The sequence below is a fragment of the Streptococcus halichoeri genome (genome assembly GCF_009870755.1).
GTDB lineage: Bacteria > Bacillota > Bacilli > Lactobacillales > Streptococcaceae > Streptococcus > Streptococcus halichoeri.
This window is the reverse complement of sequence record NZ_WLZU01000024.1, coordinates 14,390-32,772: the sequence shown is the minus strand read 5'-3', so window position 1 is coordinate 32,772 and position 18,383 is coordinate 14,390. Positions and strand designations below refer to the sequence as shown.

Genomic DNA, 18,383 nt, shown 5'->3' with positions numbered 1-18,383 from the left:
ATAACGCTTTGACGTTTCATTGAGGCTCACAAAAGGGAAAAATCGCTACTTAACGTGGCGATTTTTCTTTTTTGAGGGTTTGAAAAGCTATGATGGCTATGGAATAACTAACTACGGGAATGATTCACGGGAATGATTCAAATTTATTTTTAGTTTTAGCAATCAAAAGGGGAAAGGCGGAGCTAACACTTCGTTCAAGACCATTCAAAACAGCATAGCTCTAAAACCTCGTAGACAGGGTTTGTCCACAATTTTTCGTAATCGCGCTACTCGTCTTAGCTGGACTTCAGTTTTGAATCGTCCTTTCATAGCACTATTATACGGCAAAATTCTTGCGAAATCAATGCGTTAAGAAGGCTAACTATCATGGTTGTCGGCTGATTAATCGTCAGTACCTTTTCAGTTTAGGTTCAAAAATTTTTATTAAGCCTCTAATCTCTGATTCCTCAGCTGCTATGCTAGCATTTGGCTGGTGTTTTGTATTCCAAATGCTTGGCTTGATTGATGGCGGCAATCGATTTATCAGGAGAAATATGAACGATTGGATAGCGTGACTCTTTTTTTCTGTCTATTCGGGGGATGACAAATACTTGCTTTGGACTATGGTCTAAGACACTGTATCGATCCCCAAAGCAATTTATATGCTCTTATATTCTCAGTTTTTACTGCTTACTGGGATGCTTCACGGACTTTTCGGGAGATTAACGTTTGGTCTGTTGCTAGTTTTTAGCTGTTTTTCTTTTTTCTAGAATCAAGCACCCTCTAATGTCTTTGCTCAGTCAGTGTTAGAGATGCTCCTTTTTGGCGGCTCATTAGTTTGCACCTTAGTCTCCTTCTGATCTGCGCTAGGCAATTCTATTAGATTTCTAAGCTGTTTTTTATACTCTCAGTGGCTAACTTCGTTTTAAACTGTTTATTAGCATGGTGTTTATGAGTCTTTTAGCTACCATTAACGCCGAAACAAGCTCCAAGATGGTTGTCATTATTACTTATCAGCAACTTCTTCGTAGGGAGAATCATTTGACCGGGATATTGGCAAAGCTGTTAAAAAACCAAGGACGTGAGCATGCTGTTTCTGCTTTAGCTAGCACCAAGCGCTAGCTATTTTCCAAAACTATCAGAGTTGTAGTAATGGAGCGACTAGATGAGCCAGAGGCTTTTTAAGCTTGTTCAGAACGTGGAAGTTTTAGACTATATTGAAAAATAAGAGGTTAGAGAGGCTAAGATGCTTCGTGCAATCATCAAGGTGTTCAAAATCAGGCTAAACAGAAATAACCGTCAAAAAGCGCTGCAATGGCCAAAGTGGGTTTACTCATGACAGTTGACAATGAGCCGAAACCTCATCACTTTGAACATAGCAAAAGAGAAGACGAACTTCGTCTCGTGCTTAGTTATAAGTCACCCACTACAGTTGACAAAGAGCCTAAAAAACACCTGCTTACGAAGTAATTCTAGGCTTAGAACTATTTCGTAAACAAGTGTGACCTTAATAACATGATGAGTGTTCCCGCTAGAGAATGAATCCCTAGCGGTAGACCAGAGCTAGACTAAGAAAAGCAGTCAACTTTTCCATCATCATAACACTCAACAAAATTGATAAAAATTAAACTAATTCAATGATGGCCATTGGAGCAGCATCTCCACGGCGTGGTTCAGTTTTAAGGATACGTGTGTATCCGCCGTTACGTTCGGCATAACGAGGTGCAATTTCTGAGAAAAGTTTTTGAAGAGCTGTTGTTGATGTGTATTTATCACTAGCTTCATCATAGCTTTCTGATGCTACTTCATTGCGTACATAAGCTGCTGCTTGACGACGAGCATGAAGATCACCACGTTTACCTAAAGTAATCATTTTTTCAACGGTTTTACGGATTTCTTTTGCACGTGCTTCAGTCGTTACAATGGATTCGTTGATTAAAAGATCTGTGGTCAAATCACGAAGCATTGCTTTACGTTGTGAGCTAGTGCGTCCTAGTTTACGGTAAGCCATTTTGTCCTCCTATTTTATTTATCGTTTTTTAATCCGAGTCCTAAATCAGCAAGTTTGACTTTGACTTCTTCAAGACTCTTGCGTCCCAAGTTGCGGACTTTCATCATTTCAGGCTCAGTTTTTTCTGTCAAATCAAATACAGTATTGATTCCTGCACGTTTGAGACAGTTGTATGAGCGTACGGACAAGTCTAATTCCTCAATCGTGCGATCAAGTACCTTTTCATCGTTCACTGTTTCAGTTTCTTTCATAACGTCTGTTGCTTTTGCAACTTCTGTTAGGTCAGTAAAGAGATTTAAGTGTTCAATTAAAACGCGAGCGGATAAACCTAAAGCGTCTTCAGGAATGATTGTTCCGTTTGTCATGATTTCAATGGTTAATTTATCAAAGCCATCGTTACTACCAACACGAGCAGGTTCAACTTGATAATTAACTTTTTTAACTGGTGTGTAGATGGAATCTACTGCCAATGTTCCAACAGGTGCATCATCTTTTTTATTGCCTTCAGCAGGTACATAGCCTCGTTTTTTAGCAACAGTCATTGTCGCTTTTAAGGAATGTCCTTCAGCAATAGTAAAAAGATAATGATCAGGGTTAACCAGTTCGATATCGCTATCTGTTAAAATGTCACCAGCAGTCACTTCGGCTGGTCCTTCAACATCTAATTCGATAATCTTTTCGTCTTCGACGTATGACTTTACTGCAAGTCCTTTAACGTTAAGGATAATTTGCATCACATCTTCGCGTACACCTGGGATTGTATCAAATTCGTGTAATACACCATCAATCTTAATAGATGTCACTGCTGCACCCGGAAGTGAAGACAAGAGCACACGACGAAGTGAATTACCAAGAGTTGTTCCATAACCACGTTCAAGCGGTTCAATCACAAATCTCCCGTAATCTTTATTTTCATCAATTTTTGTTATTATTGGTTTTTCAAACTCAATCATTTTTTCACCCCTCGAAACGAAACTTGTGTACTAGTTATTATATGATTATACACGACGACGTTTTGGAGGACGAGCACCATTATGTGGCACAGGAGTCACATCACGAATTGCAGTTACTTCAAGACCTGCAGCAGCAAGAGCACGAATAGCAGATTCACGACCTGAACCAGGACCTTTTACAGTGACTTCAACAGTTTTAAGTCCATGTTCTTGTGCAGATTTTGCAGCAGCTTCGGCAGCCATTTGAGCAGCAAATGGTGTTGATTTACGTGAACCTTTGAAACCAAGAGCACCAGCTGAAGACCAGGCAAGAGCATTACCGTGAACATCTGTAATCATAACAATAGTGTTGTTAAATGTAGCGTGAATATGAGCAACACCTGACTCGATGTTCTTTTTCACACGACGTTTACGTGTTGGTTTAGCCAATTTTTTTACCTCCTATTTTATTTTTTCTTACCTGCAATCGCAACTGCTTTACCTTTACGAGTGCGGGCGTTGTTTTTAGTGTTTTGTCCACGGACAGGAAGTCCACGACGGTGACGGATACCACGGTATGAACCGATTTCCATCAAACGTTTAATGTTTAAGTTCACTTCACGGCGAAGGTCACCTTCTACTTTAATAGAATCCACTTCGCGACGGATAGCATCTTCTTGATCACTTGTTAAATCTTTAACACGGATATCTTCTGATACACCTGCAGCAGCTAGGATTTTTTTAGCGGTTGCAAGTCCAATACCATATACATAAGTCAATGAAACTACTACACGTTTGTCACTTGGAATATCAACTCCAGCTATACGAGCCATTTGTTCTCCTTTCTATATTATCCTTGACGTTGTTTGTGCTTTGGATTTGTTGGACAAATTACCATAACACGACCGTTACGACGAATAACTTTGCAGTATTCGCAAATTGGTTTAACCGATGGTCTTACCTTCATGTTTTAATCCCTCCAATTATTTCGATTATTTAAAGCGGTATGTGATTCGTCCACGGGTTAAATCGTATGGGCTCATTTCAACTGTCACACGGTCACCGACTAAAATACGAATGTAATTTTTGCGGATTTTCCCTGAAACAGTTGCAAGAATCTGGTGTCCGTTTTCCAATTCAACTGTAAACATTGCATTAGGCATTGTTTCGACAACCTTGCCTTCAATTTCAATCACGTCTTCTTTTGCCACGCAAAAGTACCCCCTAAATTTCGATTTGATGTCCTCTGAGCACAGAGGTAACAATTATAAGTCAGACTAGTCTATTATATCACTTGAGTATGACTTTAGCAAGTTATTTCCCTGAATTATTTCAGGTCAGTCAGCACCTGCTCAATGTCAGCAAACACGGCTGAAATTTCCTGATTTCCTTGAATATCATGTACCATTCCAGCTTCACGGTAGTGGTCAATAATGGGTTGCCCTTGGGCAATATTGACGTCTAGACGACGTTTAACCGTTTCTGGTTTATCATCTTCACGTTGGTAGTAATCTTCTTCTTTATAGTTTGCTGGTGGGTTAAAGACTTTGTGGAATGTTTCACCGGTTTTTTTGTTGATGATCCGGCCACTCAATCGCTCAACTAGAGAAGCTGGATCAACATCAATATTAATGACACCATCTAGCTTTAAGTTAAGTTCTGCTAAGGTAGTATCTAGGGCATGTGCTTGATCAATTGTCCGTGGATAACCATCTAGTAGGAAGCCTTTTTCTGCTACATCAGCTTGGCCCAAGCGTTCTTTAACAATGCCATTTGTTACCTCATCTGGTACCAGTTCTCCCTTATCAATGTATGACTTGGCAAGAAGCCCCATTTCGGTTTGATTAGCCATAGCTGCGCGGAACATATCGCCTGTTGAAATGTGAATTAGTCCAAATTCTTCAACAATTTTAGCAGCCTGTGTTCCTTTGCCAGCACCCGGCAAGCCCATAATTAAAAGATTCATGTCATTCTCCTTGTTTGACAAAATTGTTATCAAAATGAATGGAATTCATTTTGTTTTTAAGTGATGATGCTTACAATTAGTATCATCACTTAAAAACAAAATAGAAGGTTGACACTGTCAACCTGTATTCTATTTCGCTGTATTCATAAACCCAACATATTGACGCTTAAGAAGGTAACCTTCTAGTTGTTTCATGCCTTCGATTCCTGTGGCAATCAAGATTAGTAAACTTGTCCCACCTAAAGCAACCCCTGAAGAGAGATTCAAAGCTTGCTGCGCAGCGATTGGCGCAAGCGAGATAAAGGCTAAGAAAATCGAACCCACGGTTGCCAATTTTTTAAGCAATGATGACATAAATTCTTCTGTTTCGCGGCCTGGTCTAACGCTTGGAATGTAAGAGCCATTCTTTTGGAGATTTTCTGCTGTTTTTTCTGGATTAACCTGTACAAAGGTATAGAAAAATGAGAACAAGATAATCAACAAGGCATAAATCATCATACCAAGTGGCGACTGATAGTTGAGAATTTCTTGGAGTTTGGTTAACCAAGGAACATCTCGACCGTTTTGGAAGAAGGGAATCAAGGTACTTGGAATTGTCGTAATTGAGCTAGCAAAGATAACGGGAATAACGCCAGCTGGATTGACTTTCAATGGCAAGTATGAACTTGTTGGTGCCCCTTGCATCAATTTTGTGTATTGAATTGGAATTTTGTATTCTGCTTGTTGAACAAATGTTGTAAAGAAGACAACTGCTAATACAGCTACAATAATAATACCAACCATAATGTAGGAATGGAGGTGTTGATCTGCTTTTACATTAACAAAGTAATCTTCGTGGATTGTCGCAATGGCGTTTGGAATGGAGGAAATGATACCTGCAAAGATAATCATTGACACCCCGTTACCAAATCCCTTGTCTGTAATTTGATCGCCAAGCCAAGTAACAATTACGCTACCTGTTGTCAGCAAAGCACCGATTAATAAATAGGTCTTCACATCGGGTGTTTTCACAAGAGCAACACTAGAAATGGTGTTAAAACCAGCAGTGATACCAATTGATTGGATGAAGGCTAAGACAAGTGAAATATAACGCGTAGCTTGGTTTAACTTTCGTCGACCAACTTCGCCTTGCTTGCCCCATTCAACAAATTTTGGCAAAATGTCCATTTGCAACAGTTGAACAACAATGGATGCTGTAATGTATGGACTTACCCCCATTGAAAAGACAGAGAAATTGCGCATTGCATTCCCGCTGACCAAGTTCAACATATTTAGAAAAGGAAGTTCGCTCAACTGCTCTAAGCTCTTGGCATTGACCCCAGGAACGGTAATATGTGTTCCGATGCGGAATACTAGAATGATAAAGATGGTGAAGAAAATTTTATTTCTGACATTCTTTACCTTCAAAGCATTGATTAATATTTTTAAGAACATCATGAGTTACCCCTCATTAGATGACTTCAATTGAACCACCTTTGGCAGTAATGGCTGCTTCTGCAGATTTTGAGAATTTCGCTGCTTTTACAGTCAATTTTTTGGTCAATTCGCCATTTCCAAGAATTTTAACGCCTGATTTTTCAGCACGAACAAGGCCAATTTCTTTAAGCATAACTGGCGTCACTTCTGTACCATCTTCAAAGACGTTTAATTGATCAAGATTAACCAAAGCATATTCTTTAGCATTGATATTAGTAAATCCACGTTTTGGCATCCGACGGAACAATGGTGTTTGTCCACCTTCAAAGCCTAAACGTACACCACCGCCGCTACGCGCTTTTTGACCTTTTTGTCCGCGGCCAGATGTTTTACCATTACCTGAAGAAGTTCCACGTCCAACACGATTACGTACTTTACGTGAACCTTCAGCTGCTTTTAATTCATGAAGTTTCATTTTTTCTCCTTTTTTGTAAAATGCTAGCGCCCCTATGAGGGGAAAGGGCTCCTCATAGAAACTCGCCTATACAGATAAAATGACCATTAAGTCGCCAAGTTGACACTTGCGACTTAACCATCTTATTATAGCACTACGATTTGTTCCCCTAGTAAGCGGCACACTTAGCAGCGCTGTTACGAATGTGTTTTCTAAAGAAACACAGTTAATGTTTTAGCTTATTTAACGTCTTCAACAGTGACCAAATGAGAGATAGCTGTTACCATACCACGGATAGCAGAGTTATCTTCTTTGATGACTGAAGAATTTAATTTACCAAGTCCAAGAGCAACAACTGTTTTACGTTGTTCTGGCTTACGTCCGATTGGAGACTTAGTCAAAGTGATTTTAATTTGAGCCATTTCAATCCCCTTTCTTATGCTAAGTCAGAAACTGAGATGCCACGAAGAGCAGCAACTTCTTCTGCGCGTTTAAGTTGTTTTAATCCTTCAACAGTCGCACGAACAATGTTGATTGGAGTGTTTGAACCAAGAGATTTTGAAGTAATATCAGCCACACCTGCCAATTCGATGACGGCACGCACTGCTCCACCAGCAGAAACTCCAGAACCTTCAACAGCTGGTTTCAACAAGACTTTTGCCCCACCAAAGTTTGAATAAACTTCATGAGGGATTGTTGTGCCAACCATTGGGACTTCAATCATATTCTTTTTAGCAGCTTCAACTGCTTTACGAATAGCTTCTGGTACTTCTTGAGCTTTACCAGTACCAAAACCAACGCGGCCCTTACCATCACCAACAACTACAAGAGCTGCAAAACGTAGACGGCGTCCACCTTTAACAACTTTTGTAACGCGGTTAATTGCAACAACGCGTTCTTCTAGTTCAACTGCATTATCTTTAAATGCCATTATTATGTGTCCTCCCTATTAGAATTTCAATCCGTTTTCACGAGCTGCATCAGCTAAAGCTTTTACACGTCCGTGATAGAGATATCCACCGCGGTCAAACACCACTTCAGAAATACCTTTAGCCACTGCACGTTCAGCAACAAGTTTGCCGACTACAACGGCTTGTTCAGTTTTAGTTCCTTTGGAAACGTCTTTATCAAGAGTTGATGCACTTGCGAGCGTTACACCCGCTACATCATCAATTACTTGAGCGTAGATGCCTGTATTAGAACGGAAAACGTTCAAACGTGGGCGATCAGCAGTCCCAGAGAGTTTACCGCGCACACGACGATGGCGTTTTTGGCGGATTTTATTTTTATCTGGTTTCGAAATCACAATTTTCACCTCTTATATTATAGAATATGTCTTTTTGACATGTTAGTAGTCGCCCAATCAAAGCAAGCCCTGCTCTGACTAGGCTTCTATTATTTACCTGTTTTACCTTCTTTAAGGCGTACAAATTCACCAACGTAGCGAATCCCTTTACCTTTATATGGTTCTGGTGAACGCAGGCTACGAACGTAAGCAGCTGTTTGACCAACGACTTCTTTGTTGATACCAAGAACGTTGATAGTTGTTGGTGTTGGCACTTCAAACGTGATGCCTTCTGGAGCTTCTACCTCATCTTGGTGAGATTTACCAACAGAAAGGACAAGTTTTGAGCCTTGAAGTTGTGCACGGTAACCAACCCCACGCATTTCAAGAGCTTTTTTGAAACCTTCAGAAACACCAACAACCATGTTATTCAAGTTAGCACGTGTTGTCCCATGGATCGTTTTCATTTCTTTTGAGTCATTTGGACGTGAAAGAGTGATTTCATTTCCTTCAACTTTGATTTCAATATTTTTGTTAAACTCACGAGTGAGTTCGCCTTTAGGGCCTTTAACAGTAACAAGGTTGTTGTTATTTGTTAATTCAACACCGGCAGGCATTGTAATAACTTTATTACCAATACGTGACATGTTTATTTTTCTCCTGTTAGATTATCAAGCCGCATGCGCGACTAGTTTTCACGGGGTGAACTAAGATACTAAGGGCAAAAAGGCATAGTGAAAATAGAAAACTTTACGATGAAACCAAAGTTTCTAGAAAAGTTTATCTTTTTCACACAGACTTTAGCCCGTGTTCAATTAGTTCAATATGTTTGGAATTAGAAACCGTCAATTCAATCTGCAATCGAATTGAACTCGAGCTATGGTCTTTGTGAAAAAGATAAATCTTCCTAGAGTGTAAACACTCTGCGTCAGATTTCCTATTTTCACTTAGCCCATGACGCTCTTAGTATCTTTTTAAATTACCAAACGTATGCGATCACTTCCCCGCCAACATTTTTTTGGCGCGCTTCCTTGTCGGTCAAAAGTCCTTCAGAAGTTGAAATGATAGCTGTTCCAAGGCCGTTAAGCACTTTAGGAACATCCTCACGTTTTGTGTAAACACGAAGACCAGGTTTAGAAATGCGTTTGACGTTAGTGATAACGCGTTCACCGTTTTGACCATATTTAAGGAAAACACGGATGATGCCTTGTTTGTCATCTTCGATAACTTCAACGTTTTTGATGTAACCTTCACGTTTAAGGATCTCAGCGATTCCTTTTTTAATATTTGAAGCAGGTGCTTCTAACACTTCATGTTTTGCTTGGTTAGCATTACGAATGCGTGTTAAAAAGTCTGCAATTGGGTCAGTCATAACCATTTGTTTTTTTCTCCTTTTACTAGCAGTTTGATTGAATCACTTGCTAGTTACTATTGCCCGACTGGGCAGGTTGTTCAACCGAGCCAATGAGCTTAGTTGAACACGAGCTTTGGGCTTTGATGAAAAAAGATAGATCCTCCTAGAACGCAAGCGCTCCTGGTTAGATTTTCTATTTTCACTTTTGTCCGCTAGGCTCTTTGTATCGTTTTCTTACCAAGACGCTTTAACAACACCTGGAATTTGACCTTTATAAGCCAACTCACGGAAGCAAACACGGCAAAGTTTGAATTTGCGGTAAACAGAATGTGGACGTCCACATTTTTCACAGCGTGTGTATGCTTGCGTAGAGAATTTCGCAGGACGTTTGTTTTTAGCAATCATCGATTTTTTAGCCAATTTCGTTACCCCCTATTATTTTGCAAAAGGCATTCCAAGACCTTTAAGCAATTCACGTGATTCTTCGTCAGTATTTGCAGTAGTGACGATTACAATATCAAGACCACGTACTTTATCAACATCATCGAAGTTGATTTCTGGGAAGATAAGTTGCTCTTTCACACCAAGTGTGTAGTTCCCACGGCCATCAAATGATTTTGTTGGCACACCATGGAAGTCACGAACACGAGGAAGTGAAACGCTAACTAATTTGTCTAGGAATTCGTACATACGGTTGCCACGAAGGGTTACTTTCGCACCGATCGCAACACCTTCACGAAGACGGAAGCCAGCGATTGATTTCTTAGCTTTAGTAATAAGTGGTTTTTGTCCTGAGATAAGTGCTAATTCAGCAGCAGCTTTTTCAAGGTTTTTTGCATTTGAAACAGCATCACCAACACCCATGTTAAGAACGATTTTCTCAACTTTTGGCACTGCCATTACTGAAGTATAGTTAAATTTCTCTGTCAACGCAGGAATTACTTCGTTAGTATATTTTTCTTTTAAACGATTTGCCATTTATGCTTCTCCTTTCCTTCGTGATTAATCAAGCACTTCGCCTGATTTTTTGCTGTAACGAACTTTTTTGCCGTCTACAACTTTATAACCAACACGGCCAGCTACACCATTTTTATCAAGAACTTGAACGTTTGATACATGGATTGGAGCTTCTTTTTCCACGATAGCACCTTGTGGGTTTTCAGCATTTGGTTTTTGGTGTTTTTTGATCATGCCAACACCTTCAACAACAACTTTATTTACTTTTGGAAAAGCCTTAAGAACTACAGCTTCAACGCCTTTGTCCTTACCAGCAATAACGCGAACTTTGTCGCCTTTTTTTACAAACATGTGGTATTTTTCTCCTATTAATTTCTTACGCCCTGAGGGCACCCTAGGGAGTTTCCTAGGGGACTTTTAGTTTGTGTTGATTAAAGTACTTCTGGTGCTAAAGAAACGATCTTCATGAAGCCACCTTCACGCAATTCACGTGCAACTGGGCCAAAGATACGTGTTCCGCGAGGAGTTTTGTCATCACGGATGATGACTGCAGCATTTTCGTCAAATTTGATGTATGATCCGTCTGCTCGACGTGCACCAGACTTGGTACGAACAATAACAGCTTTCACGACATCGCCTTTTTTAACTGCTCCACCAGGAGTAGCTTGTTTTACAGAAGCAACAATGATGTCGCCGATGTTAGCGAATTTACGTCCTGAACCACCAAGAACTTTGATAGTCAAGATCTCACGAGCACCGCTATTATCAGCAACTTTCAAGCGAGTTTCTTGTTGAATCATTTCAATTTTCTCCTTTTAGTTTGATTAGATAATAACAGCTTTTTCCACAACTTCTACAAGACGAAAACGCTTTGTAGCTGAAAGTGGGCGTGTTTCCATGATACGTACAATGTCGCCTTCTTTAGCAATGTTGTTTTCATCATGGGCTTTGTATTTTTTAGAATAGTTGATACGTTTACCATAGACTGGGTGGTTACGTTTGGTTTCAACTATAACAGTGATTGTTTTATCCATCTTGTCAGACACGACGCGTCCGTAAAGTGTTTTACGTTGATTACGTTCCATAATTAGAATTTCTCCTTTCCCAATCTATTATTTCATTTCAGATTGCACGGTTTTAACACGGGCAATTTGCTTTTTCACTTCGTTCAAACGAGCAGTTTGATCTAATTGACCGGCTGCAGCTTGAAAACGAAGGTCGAAAAGTTCTTTTTTAAGTTCGTTTTCTTTTTTTGCAAGCTCTTCTTGAGACAAGCCACGAAGCTCAGCAACAAACTTTTTGATTTCTTCAAGTTTCATGTCTTCTCCTTATTCTGCGTCACGTTTCACGAATTTTGTTTTCACTGGTAATTTGTGGCTAGCAAGACGCAAAGCTTCGCGGGCAACTTCTTCAGAAACCCCAGCGATTTCAAACATTACTTTGCCACGCTTCACTGGTGCTACCCAACCTTCAGGTGCCCCTTTACCAGAACCCATACGTACACCGATAGCTTTAGCAGTGTAAGATTTGTGTGGGAAGATTTTGATCCAAACTTTACCACCACGTTTCATGTAACGCGTCATTGCGATACGGGCAGCTTCGATTTGGCGGTTTGTAATCCAGTGGCTAGTTGTCGCTTGAAGTCCATATTCACCGAATGCAACTTCTTTGCCGCCTTTAGCCTCACCGCGCATTTTTCCACGGAATTCGCGACGGTGTTTAACACGTTTAGGTACTAACATTTGTTATTTGCCTCCTTTAGTGTTTTTACGAGCTGGAAGAACTTCTCCACGATAAATCCAAACTTTAACACCAAGTTTACCGTATGTTGTGTCTGCTTCTTCCCATGCGTAATCGATGTCCGCGCGAAGGGTGTGAAGTGGAACAGTTCCTTCTGAATAGCCTTCAGCACGGGCAATATCTGCACCGTTCAAACGACCTGATACTTGGGTTTTGATTCCTTTAGCACCGGCACGCATTGTCCGTTGGATAGCTTGTTTTTGAGCACGACGGAAAGCCACACGTTGCTCAAGTTGACGAGCAATGTTTTCACCAACAAGGTGTGCATCAAGGTCTGGTGACTTGATTTCGATGATATTGATGTGTACTTGTTTTCCAGTTAATTTGTTAAGTTGAGCACGAAGGATGTCAACATTTGCGCCACCTTTACCGATAACCATTCCTGGTTTAGCAGTATGAAGCGACACAATCACTTTGTTTACTGCGCGTTCGATTTCAATAGTTGAAACAGATGCGTCAGCTAATTCTTTATTGATGAATTTACGGATTGCAAGATCTTCATGAAGGTAATCCGCGTATTCTTTTTCAGCATACCATTTCGCATCCCAGTCACGGATGATTCCGACACGCATACCAATTGGATGTACTTTTTGACCCACGATTTTACCTCCTTATTTTTCTGCTACAACTACTGTAACGTGAGTTGTGCGTTTGTTGATTGGTGAAGCTGAACCTTTCGCACGTGGACGGAAACGTTTCATAGTTGGTCCTTCGTTTGCGAATGTTTCAGAGACGACCAAATTAGCTTTTTCCAAACCAAAGTTGTTTTCTGCGTTAGCAATTGCTGAGTTAAGAGTTTTCTCAATAACACGAGCAGCTTTGTTTGGCGTGAATTTCAAGATTGCGATTGCATCAGCAACTTTCTTACCACGGATAAGATCAAGTACTAAACGTGTTTTACGAGGTGAAACACGCACTGTACGAGCCATTGCTTTAGCTGAAGTAATTTCTGCCATTGTGTCCTCCTCCTATTAACGACGTGTTTTCTTGTCGTCAGCTGCGTGACCTTTGTAGGTACGTGTTGGTGCAAATTCACCAAGCTTATGACCTACCATGTCTTCTTGGATGTAAACAGGTACATGCTTACGTCCATCATAAACTGCGATTGTATATCCGATGAAACTTGGGAAAATCGTTGAACGACGTGACCAAGTTTTGATTACTTTTTTCTTTTCGTCATTGGCTTGAGCTTCAACTTTTTTCATCAAATGCTCATCGACGAAAGGTCCTTTTTTAAGACTACGTCCCATTTTGTAGTGTTCTCCTTTAAATGTATGTACCACAGCGGCTTGAGAATGAGGGTAAAACGCTTGCCCTTTTTGTTCTTTATCTTGCCTTGCAGAGTTGATTTGATGCTTTCATATCAGTCAGCAATTGCATCAAACTGGCATTTCAAACAAACTAACAGACAATAAGTTAAACCATTATGAACTCTACCGAGTTGGCGGAAATAGATAGCAGAGCTATGCTAACGTTCACCTAGCAAGTTTTAAGCAACTTGTGGCAGATTATTTGTCGTTACGACGACGAATAATAAGTTTGTTAGATTTCGCTTTTTTATTACGAGTTTTAAGACCAAGCGCTGGTTTACCCCATGGAGTTGATGGCGCTTTACGTCCAACTGGTGCTTTACCTTCACCACCACCGTGTGGGTGATCGTTAGGGTTCATTACAGAACCGCGGACTGTAGGGCGAACGCCTTTCCAACGGTTACGTCCAGCTTTACCAATGTTGACAAGGGATTGTTGCTCATTACCAACAGTACCAACAGTTGCCCGGCAAGTACCAAGAATCATACGAACTTCGCCTGATTGGAGACGAACAAGCACGTATTTACCTTCTTGGCCAAGGACTTGTGCTGAAGCACCGGCTGCACGCACAAGCTCTCCACCTTTTCCAGGTTTTAGCTCAATGTTGTGAACAACGGTACCAACAGGGATGTTGACTAGTGGCAAAGCATTACCAATTTTGATGTCAGCATCTGGTCCAGAAACGATGCGTTGGCCAACTTCAAGTCCCTTAGGAGCAATGATGTAAGCCTTAACACCGTCAGTATAGTGTACTAAGGCGATGTTTGCCGTACGATTTGGATCATATTCGATGGTTTTAACAACAGCTTCGACACCGTCTTTATTGCGTTTAAAATCAATCAAACGGTAGTGACGCTTGTGTCCACCGCCTTGGTGACGAACAGTGATGCGACCGTTATTATTACGACCTGCTTTGTTTTTAAGCGAAACAAGCAATGATTTCTCAGGAGTGCTTGTAGTGATTTCTGCAAAATCCAAAGAAGTCATGTTACGACGGCCATTTGTCGTTGGTTTATAAACTTTAATACCCACGTTATTTCCTCCTTAGATTATTCAGCTTCTGCTGCAAACAACTCAATAGCTTTTGAATCAGCCGTAAGTGTTACAATAGCTTTTTTCGTTTTTGAAGTGAACCCTGTATAACGACCAACGCGTTTTGCTTTTGGCTTAACAGTAACAGTGTTCACGCTTGCAACTTTCACACCTTCAAACGCAGCTTCGATAGCTTGTTTGATTAGTAGTTTGTGCGCACGTGTATCCACTTCAAATGTGTATTTCCCTTCTTCAAGAGCATACATTGATTTTTCAGTGATCACTGGCTTTTTGATTACGTCGTACAAATTCATTATGCAAGAACCTCCTCAATTGTAGAGATTGCTTCTTTCGTTACAAGAAGTTTGTCTGCGTTCACGATATCAAGTACACTTGCAGTTGTTGCTGTTGCAACTTTAACATTTGGAAGGTTACGCGCTGATAAAGCTGCAAATTCATTTCCTTCTTCAATGAGTACAAGTACTTTTGAATCAATGCTAAGTGCTGAAAGCACTTTTGCAAATTCAGCAGTTTTTGGTGCTGCAAAAGAAAGGCTTTCGACAGCTACAAATTTATCTTCAGCAACTTTTGCTGAATAAACTGATTTCAAAGCAAGGCGACGAACTTTTTGTGGAAGTTTGTATCCGTATGAACGTGGAGTTGGTCCAAAGACCACACCACCACCACGCCATTGTGGTGAGCGGATAGAACCTTGACGTGCACGTCCAGTTCCTTTTTGACGCCATGGTTTACGACCACCACCAGATACTGCCGAACGGTTTTTAACCGCATGTGTACCTTGACGAAGGCTAGCGCGTTGGCTAATTACAACATCAAAAACAACTGATTCGTTTGGTTCAATACCAAAGATAGCATCGTTTAATTCAACTGAGCTAACTTCTTTACCAGTTTGGTCAAATAGTTTAACGTTTGCCATTTTAACTGTTTTCTCCTTTCTTATTATTTAGCAGCTTTAACTGCTGATTTGATAGTGATAAGAGATTTCTTAGCACCTGGTACGTTACCTTTGATAAGGATAACATTTTTTTCTGGAACAACTTGGACAATTTCAAGATTTTGAATGGTTACGCGGTTACCACCCATACGGCCTGCCAAATGTTTGTTTTTGAAAACACGGTTAGGCGCAACAGGTCCCATAGAACCTGGACGACGATGGTAGCGTGAACCGTGAGCCATTGGACCACGTGATTGACCATGGCGTTTGATAACACCTTGGAAACCTTTACCTTTTGAAGTACCAGTTACATCAACAACATCGCCGGCTGCAAAAGTTTCAACTGTAATTTCTGATCCTACTTCTAAGCCTTCAATGTTTTTGAATTCACGAATGAAGCGCTTAGGAGCTGTGTTAGCTTTTGCTACATGGCCTTTGGCAGGTTTGTTACTCAATACTTCACGTTTGTCATCAAAACCAACTTGGACTGCTTCGTAACCGTCTGTTTCGACAGTTTTAACCTGAAGCACAACGTTTGGTGTTGCTTCAATGACAGTAACAGGGATAAATTCACCAGATTCAGTGAAGATTTGAGTCATTCCCACTTTTTTCCCTAAGATTCCTTTTGTCATGAGAAAATATTTCCTTTTCCTTATATATTTCAAAAAGTTTTTAATGAGCGTTTTTCATGCTCAAAAAAGTTTTTTACGAGCGTTTTTTGTGCTCAAATCAAGATGCTCGAGGCATCAAACTCAAACTGAAAATAGAAAATCCGAAGATTTAGCTTTTTCACAAAAAGTTTAGCCTGTGTTCAATTAGGATTAAACACGCGCTTGCCTCGGCCGTATCCAGCTAATTAAAGCTTGATTTCAACGTTTACACCACTTGGAAGATCCAATTTCATAAGAGCGTCAACTGTCTTTTGAGTTGGGTTCACAATGTCAATAAGACGTTTGTGTGTACGCATTTCAAATTGTTCGCGAGAATCTTTGTATTTGTGAGTCGCACGAATAATAGTGTAAAGACTACGTTCTGTTGGAAGTGGAACTGGACCAGCTACAGTAGCACCTGTACGTGTTGCAGTTTCAACGATTTTTTCGGCCGCTGTGTCAAGTGTACGGTGTTCGTACGCTTTCAAACGGATACGGATTTTTTTGTTTGCCATCTTTTCTCCTCTCGTCTATTTACGATAATAGGCTAGCTCCTCGAGAAAACCAACAGCCCTTGCGTGGCAATGCAACCGAGCGTGTCGCAACCTCTCGTATCATAGCTAAAAGCTGCTTTTAACAGCACCATAATATAATATCAGAAAAATAAACCCAACGCAAGGGTTTATTCGCTTTTTTTAGTTGTCTATTTGGAAAAAACACTCTAAAAGGCAGTTGGCACTTAGAGCTCTCTTAACACTCCCTTTTGCTAAGCCTCACTATTTAGTTCATCGACTTCGTCTTTTTTCTTTTTTGCTAATTGCTTCGCGTAAAGGCGCGACAAGAAGAACCAGCGAAAGGCGTTGTCTAAGCCAGTTGCTATCCAGATCCCCGCGTAGCCAATTCCAACCGAAACAGTGAGAAAGTAACCACCGAGAATCCGTATCAGCCACATCCCGATGGTCGTGGCGTAAAAGGGCAGGCGCGCATTGCCTAGGCCTTGCCATAATGCTGTGTAAACCAGTGTTCCTGCCGTACAAGGTGCAAAGAGCAAGGAATAGCCTAAAACCGTTAGGCTAGCTCCCTTAGCCAGGCTGTCGCTAGTGAACTGACTAGAGAGACTATCACCAAATAAGAAAACCAGTCCACTTATCACTAGCATCATTCCTAGGCTCAGCCAATAGGAGTCCCGTACTAGCTTCTTGACGCGCTCTGGATGACCCTGACCGACTTCTTCAGAGACAAAGAGTAGCGTTGCGGTCGCCACAGCAAGGCCTGGCATGTAATTGAACTGTGAAATGCTCTCGCCAATGGCATTTCCTGCTACGACTTTTGTCCCTAATCGGACAAGAATCGTGAGAATCATCAAATCGCCAAGCCGCATCATCAGGCGTTCGCCGGCTGCCGGCAAAGCAATTGCCATTACTTCTGCCATTTTGTGACCTGGGCTTTTAAAGCGAAGTTGACCAAGGGGTAACCGCCGAACTAAGAGCAAAACACCCAGAAAGCGCGCTATAACCGTCGCAAAGGCAACACCTGTTAGTCCCCAACCAAGGACAAATAAAGCCAACAGTGATAATCCGGCATTTAAGATATTGGTGATTAAGCTAACTTCCATTGGCAATCTGGGAAAGCCCAGCGCTCGTACAATCCCTCCTAAGACGGTTAGTAGCCCCAGGCTCACCACCAAGCCACCGACAATAGCTAAATAGCTAGCCCCTGTTTGAGCTACCAGTGGCTCAGCTCCCAATAAATGTAACAAAGGGTAGCCAAAGAAAAAGCTCAAAAGCCCTAAAATGAAAGAAAGCAGCAAGCTTAAAAGGAGTGCATTTGCTATGTACGCTTGTTGCTTACTATAATCTGATTCCCCTTTAGCCTTAGCGACAAGACTTGTGGCGGCTGCGCCGATGGCAATAAAGATGGCCTGGTAGATAGCTAAAAGGTTATTAGCCATGGCCACCCCCGAAACAGCAACTAAGGAGATTTTAGCAATTAAATAACTATCCACTAACCCCATCAGCATTTGGAGAATATTTTCCACCATTGCTGGCAAGGCTACTGTTAACAACTTTCTTCTATTATTTGGCATATTCTATGTTCCTAATGATACCCTGCCAACTTAATTACTTAAAACCAAGCTAGATGGATTGACTGACTGCGACCTATTTTTACTGTTTACCCGTCTATAGCTGCCGCAACCATTAAAGACAGGTCCTCCCCCATCACCAAACCAAGAGGGAAAAAGCTTAGCCAAGCAGCAGCGCTCGTCATTTGACTAACCATAT

The 18,383-nt window shown here is 41.0% G+C and carries 31 protein-coding genes; 1 reads left to right on the top strand and 30 read right to left on the bottom strand.

Going from position 1 to position 18,383, the window contains the following annotated elements; genetic code table 11:
* The first annotated feature begins 930 nt into the window (after positions 1-930).
* Complete coding sequence (locus GWD08_RS06825; protein WP_159545930.1) at positions 931-1,101, top strand: hypothetical protein; 171 nt, start codon at positions 931-933, stop codon at positions 1,099-1,101.
* 502 nt (positions 1,102-1,603) lie between these two features.
* Here GWD08_RS06825 and rplQ read toward each other — a convergent pair.
* The 30 genes from rplQ to GWD08_RS06675 form a co-directional block, all read right to left on the bottom strand.
* Positions 1,604-1,990 carry a 50S ribosomal protein L17 gene (gene rplQ / locus GWD08_RS06820; protein ID WP_159545928.1) on the bottom strand — a complete coding sequence of 129 codons (387 nt, stop codon included), beginning with the start codon at positions 1,988-1,990 and terminating at the stop codon, positions 1,604-1,606.
* A 14-nt stretch (positions 1,991-2,004) separates the two neighbouring features.
* Entirely contained in the window at positions 2,005-2,943 is a 939-nt protein-coding gene (locus GWD08_RS06815) for a DNA-directed RNA polymerase subunit alpha (RefSeq protein WP_159545926.1), read from the bottom strand.
* Between the two features lie 45 nt (positions 2,944-2,988).
* Positions 2,989-3,372 carry a 30S ribosomal protein S11 gene (gene rpsK / locus GWD08_RS06810; RefSeq protein ID WP_001118387.1) on the bottom strand — a complete coding sequence of 128 codons (384 nt, stop codon included), beginning with the start codon at positions 3,370-3,372 and terminating at the stop codon, positions 2,989-2,991.
* 17 nt (positions 3,373-3,389) lie between these two features.
* The gene (rpsM, locus tag GWD08_RS06805) at positions 3,390-3,755 is read right to left on the bottom strand and encodes a 30S ribosomal protein S13 (protein ID WP_159545924.1); all 366 of its coding nucleotides are present in this window, start codon (positions 3,753-3,755) and stop codon (positions 3,390-3,392) included.
* Between the two features lie 17 nt (positions 3,756-3,772).
* Positions 3,773-3,889: a 50S ribosomal protein L36 gene (rpmJ, locus tag GWD08_RS06800; protein ID WP_000868345.1), complete on the bottom strand. Its 117-nt coding sequence runs from the start codon at positions 3,887-3,889 to the stop codon at positions 3,773-3,775.
* Between the two features lie 25 nt (positions 3,890-3,914).
* Positions 3,915-4,133 carry a translation initiation factor IF-1 gene (gene infA / locus GWD08_RS06795; protein WP_001040189.1) on the bottom strand — a complete coding sequence of 73 codons (219 nt, stop codon included), beginning with the start codon at positions 4,131-4,133 and terminating at the stop codon, positions 3,915-3,917.
* A 116-nt stretch (positions 4,134-4,249) separates the two neighbouring features.
* Entirely contained in the window at positions 4,250-4,888 is a 639-nt protein-coding gene (locus GWD08_RS06790) for an adenylate kinase (protein ID WP_159564887.1), read from the bottom strand.
* Between the two features lie 129 nt (positions 4,889-5,017).
* Complete coding sequence (secY, locus tag GWD08_RS06785; RefSeq protein WP_159545934.1) at positions 5,018-6,322, bottom strand: preprotein translocase subunit SecY; 1,305 nt, start codon at positions 6,320-6,322, stop codon at positions 5,018-5,020.
* 16 nt (positions 6,323-6,338) lie between these two features.
* Positions 6,339-6,779 (bottom strand): 50S ribosomal protein L15, encoded by a 441-nt coding sequence (gene rplO, locus GWD08_RS06780; RefSeq protein ID WP_159545920.1) that lies wholly within the window; start codon positions 6,777-6,779, stop codon positions 6,339-6,341.
* Between the two features lie 218 nt (positions 6,780-6,997).
* Positions 6,998-7,180 carry a 50S ribosomal protein L30 gene (gene rpmD / locus GWD08_RS06775; protein ID WP_159549485.1) on the bottom strand — a complete coding sequence of 61 codons (183 nt, stop codon included), beginning with the start codon at positions 7,178-7,180 and terminating at the stop codon, positions 6,998-7,000.
* Between the two features lie 14 nt (positions 7,181-7,194).
* Positions 7,195-7,689 carry a 30S ribosomal protein S5 gene (gene rpsE / locus GWD08_RS06770; protein ID WP_159545918.1) on the bottom strand — a complete coding sequence of 165 codons (495 nt, stop codon included), beginning with the start codon at positions 7,687-7,689 and terminating at the stop codon, positions 7,195-7,197.
* A gap of 18 nt (positions 7,690-7,707) precedes the next feature.
* Positions 7,708-8,064 carry a 50S ribosomal protein L18 gene (rplR, locus tag GWD08_RS06765; RefSeq protein WP_002987751.1) on the bottom strand — a complete coding sequence of 119 codons (357 nt, stop codon included), beginning with the start codon at positions 8,062-8,064 and terminating at the stop codon, positions 7,708-7,710.
* A gap of 89 nt (positions 8,065-8,153) precedes the next feature.
* Positions 8,154-8,690 (bottom strand): 50S ribosomal protein L6, encoded by a 537-nt coding sequence (rplF, locus tag GWD08_RS06760; RefSeq protein ID WP_159549482.1) that lies wholly within the window; start codon positions 8,688-8,690, stop codon positions 8,154-8,156.
* A 332-nt stretch (positions 8,691-9,022) separates the two neighbouring features.
* Positions 9,023-9,421 carry a 30S ribosomal protein S8 gene (gene rpsH, locus GWD08_RS06755; RefSeq protein ID WP_159545914.1) on the bottom strand — a complete coding sequence of 133 codons (399 nt, stop codon included), beginning with the start codon at positions 9,419-9,421 and terminating at the stop codon, positions 9,023-9,025.
* A gap of 210 nt (positions 9,422-9,631) precedes the next feature.
* Positions 9,632-9,817 carry a type Z 30S ribosomal protein S14 gene (locus tag GWD08_RS06750; protein ID WP_018367194.1) on the bottom strand — a complete coding sequence of 62 codons (186 nt, stop codon included), beginning with the start codon at positions 9,815-9,817 and terminating at the stop codon, positions 9,632-9,634.
* Positions 9,818-9,832: 15 nt separating this feature from the next.
* Entirely contained in the window at positions 9,833-10,375 is a 543-nt protein-coding gene (rplE, locus tag GWD08_RS06745) for a 50S ribosomal protein L5 (protein ID WP_159545912.1), read from the bottom strand.
* Between the two features lie 24 nt (positions 10,376-10,399).
* Complete coding sequence (gene rplX / locus GWD08_RS06740) at positions 10,400-10,705, bottom strand: 50S ribosomal protein L24 (RefSeq protein WP_159549479.1); 306 nt, start codon at positions 10,703-10,705, stop codon at positions 10,400-10,402.
* Positions 10,706-10,785: 80 nt separating this feature from the next.
* Positions 10,786-11,154 (bottom strand): 50S ribosomal protein L14, encoded by a 369-nt coding sequence (rplN, locus tag GWD08_RS06735; protein ID WP_159545908.1) that lies wholly within the window; start codon positions 11,152-11,154, stop codon positions 10,786-10,788.
* Positions 11,155-11,178: 24 nt separating this feature from the next.
* Complete coding sequence (rpsQ, locus tag GWD08_RS06730) at positions 11,179-11,439, bottom strand: 30S ribosomal protein S17 (protein ID WP_159545906.1); 261 nt, start codon at positions 11,437-11,439, stop codon at positions 11,179-11,181.
* Between the two features lie 27 nt (positions 11,440-11,466).
* Positions 11,467-11,673 (bottom strand): 50S ribosomal protein L29, encoded by a 207-nt coding sequence (gene rpmC, locus GWD08_RS06725; protein WP_003046054.1) that lies wholly within the window; start codon positions 11,671-11,673, stop codon positions 11,467-11,469.
* A gap of 9 nt (positions 11,674-11,682) precedes the next feature.
* The gene (rplP, locus tag GWD08_RS06720; RefSeq protein ID WP_159545904.1) at positions 11,683-12,096 is read right to left on the bottom strand and encodes a 50S ribosomal protein L16; all 414 of its coding nucleotides are present in this window, start codon (positions 12,094-12,096) and stop codon (positions 11,683-11,685) included.
* A gap of 3 nt (positions 12,097-12,099) precedes the next feature.
* Complete coding sequence (gene rpsC, locus GWD08_RS06715; RefSeq protein ID WP_159545902.1) at positions 12,100-12,753, bottom strand: 30S ribosomal protein S3; 654 nt, start codon at positions 12,751-12,753, stop codon at positions 12,100-12,102.
* Between the two features lie 12 nt (positions 12,754-12,765).
* Positions 12,766-13,110, bottom strand: coding sequence for a 50S ribosomal protein L22 (gene rplV / locus GWD08_RS06710; protein WP_012657637.1), 345 nt, complete (start codon positions 13,108-13,110; stop codon positions 12,766-12,768).
* Between the two features lie 15 nt (positions 13,111-13,125).
* Complete coding sequence (gene rpsS / locus GWD08_RS06705) at positions 13,126-13,404, bottom strand: 30S ribosomal protein S19 (protein ID WP_000533765.1); 279 nt, start codon at positions 13,402-13,404, stop codon at positions 13,126-13,128.
* Positions 13,405-13,662: 258 nt separating this feature from the next.
* Complete coding sequence (rplB, locus tag GWD08_RS06700; protein ID WP_159549476.1) at positions 13,663-14,496, bottom strand: 50S ribosomal protein L2; 834 nt, start codon at positions 14,494-14,496, stop codon at positions 13,663-13,665.
* A 17-nt stretch (positions 14,497-14,513) separates the two neighbouring features.
* Positions 14,514-14,810: a 50S ribosomal protein L23 gene (locus GWD08_RS06695; protein ID WP_159545898.1), complete on the bottom strand. Its 297-nt coding sequence runs from the start codon at positions 14,808-14,810 to the stop codon at positions 14,514-14,516.
* Positions 14,810-15,433, bottom strand: a complete 624-nt coding sequence (rplD, locus tag GWD08_RS06690; protein ID WP_159549473.1) for a 50S ribosomal protein L4 — start codon at positions 15,431-15,433, stop codon at positions 14,810-14,812. Before rplD ends, GWD08_RS06695 begins: the two co-directional genes overlap by 1 nt.
* Positions 15,434-15,456: 23 nt before the next feature.
* Positions 15,457-16,083, bottom strand: coding sequence for a 50S ribosomal protein L3 (gene rplC, locus GWD08_RS06685; RefSeq protein WP_159545894.1), 627 nt, complete (start codon positions 16,081-16,083; stop codon positions 15,457-15,459).
* A 224-nt stretch (positions 16,084-16,307) separates the two neighbouring features.
* Positions 16,308-16,616 (bottom strand): 30S ribosomal protein S10, encoded by a 309-nt coding sequence (rpsJ, locus tag GWD08_RS06680; protein WP_003046044.1) that lies wholly within the window; start codon positions 16,614-16,616, stop codon positions 16,308-16,310.
* A gap of 251 nt (positions 16,617-16,867) precedes the next feature.
* Complete coding sequence (locus GWD08_RS06675) at positions 16,868-18,187, bottom strand: MATE family efflux transporter (protein WP_159564885.1); 1,320 nt, start codon at positions 18,185-18,187, stop codon at positions 16,868-16,870.
* Between the last annotated feature and the right edge of the window lie 196 nt (positions 18,188-18,383).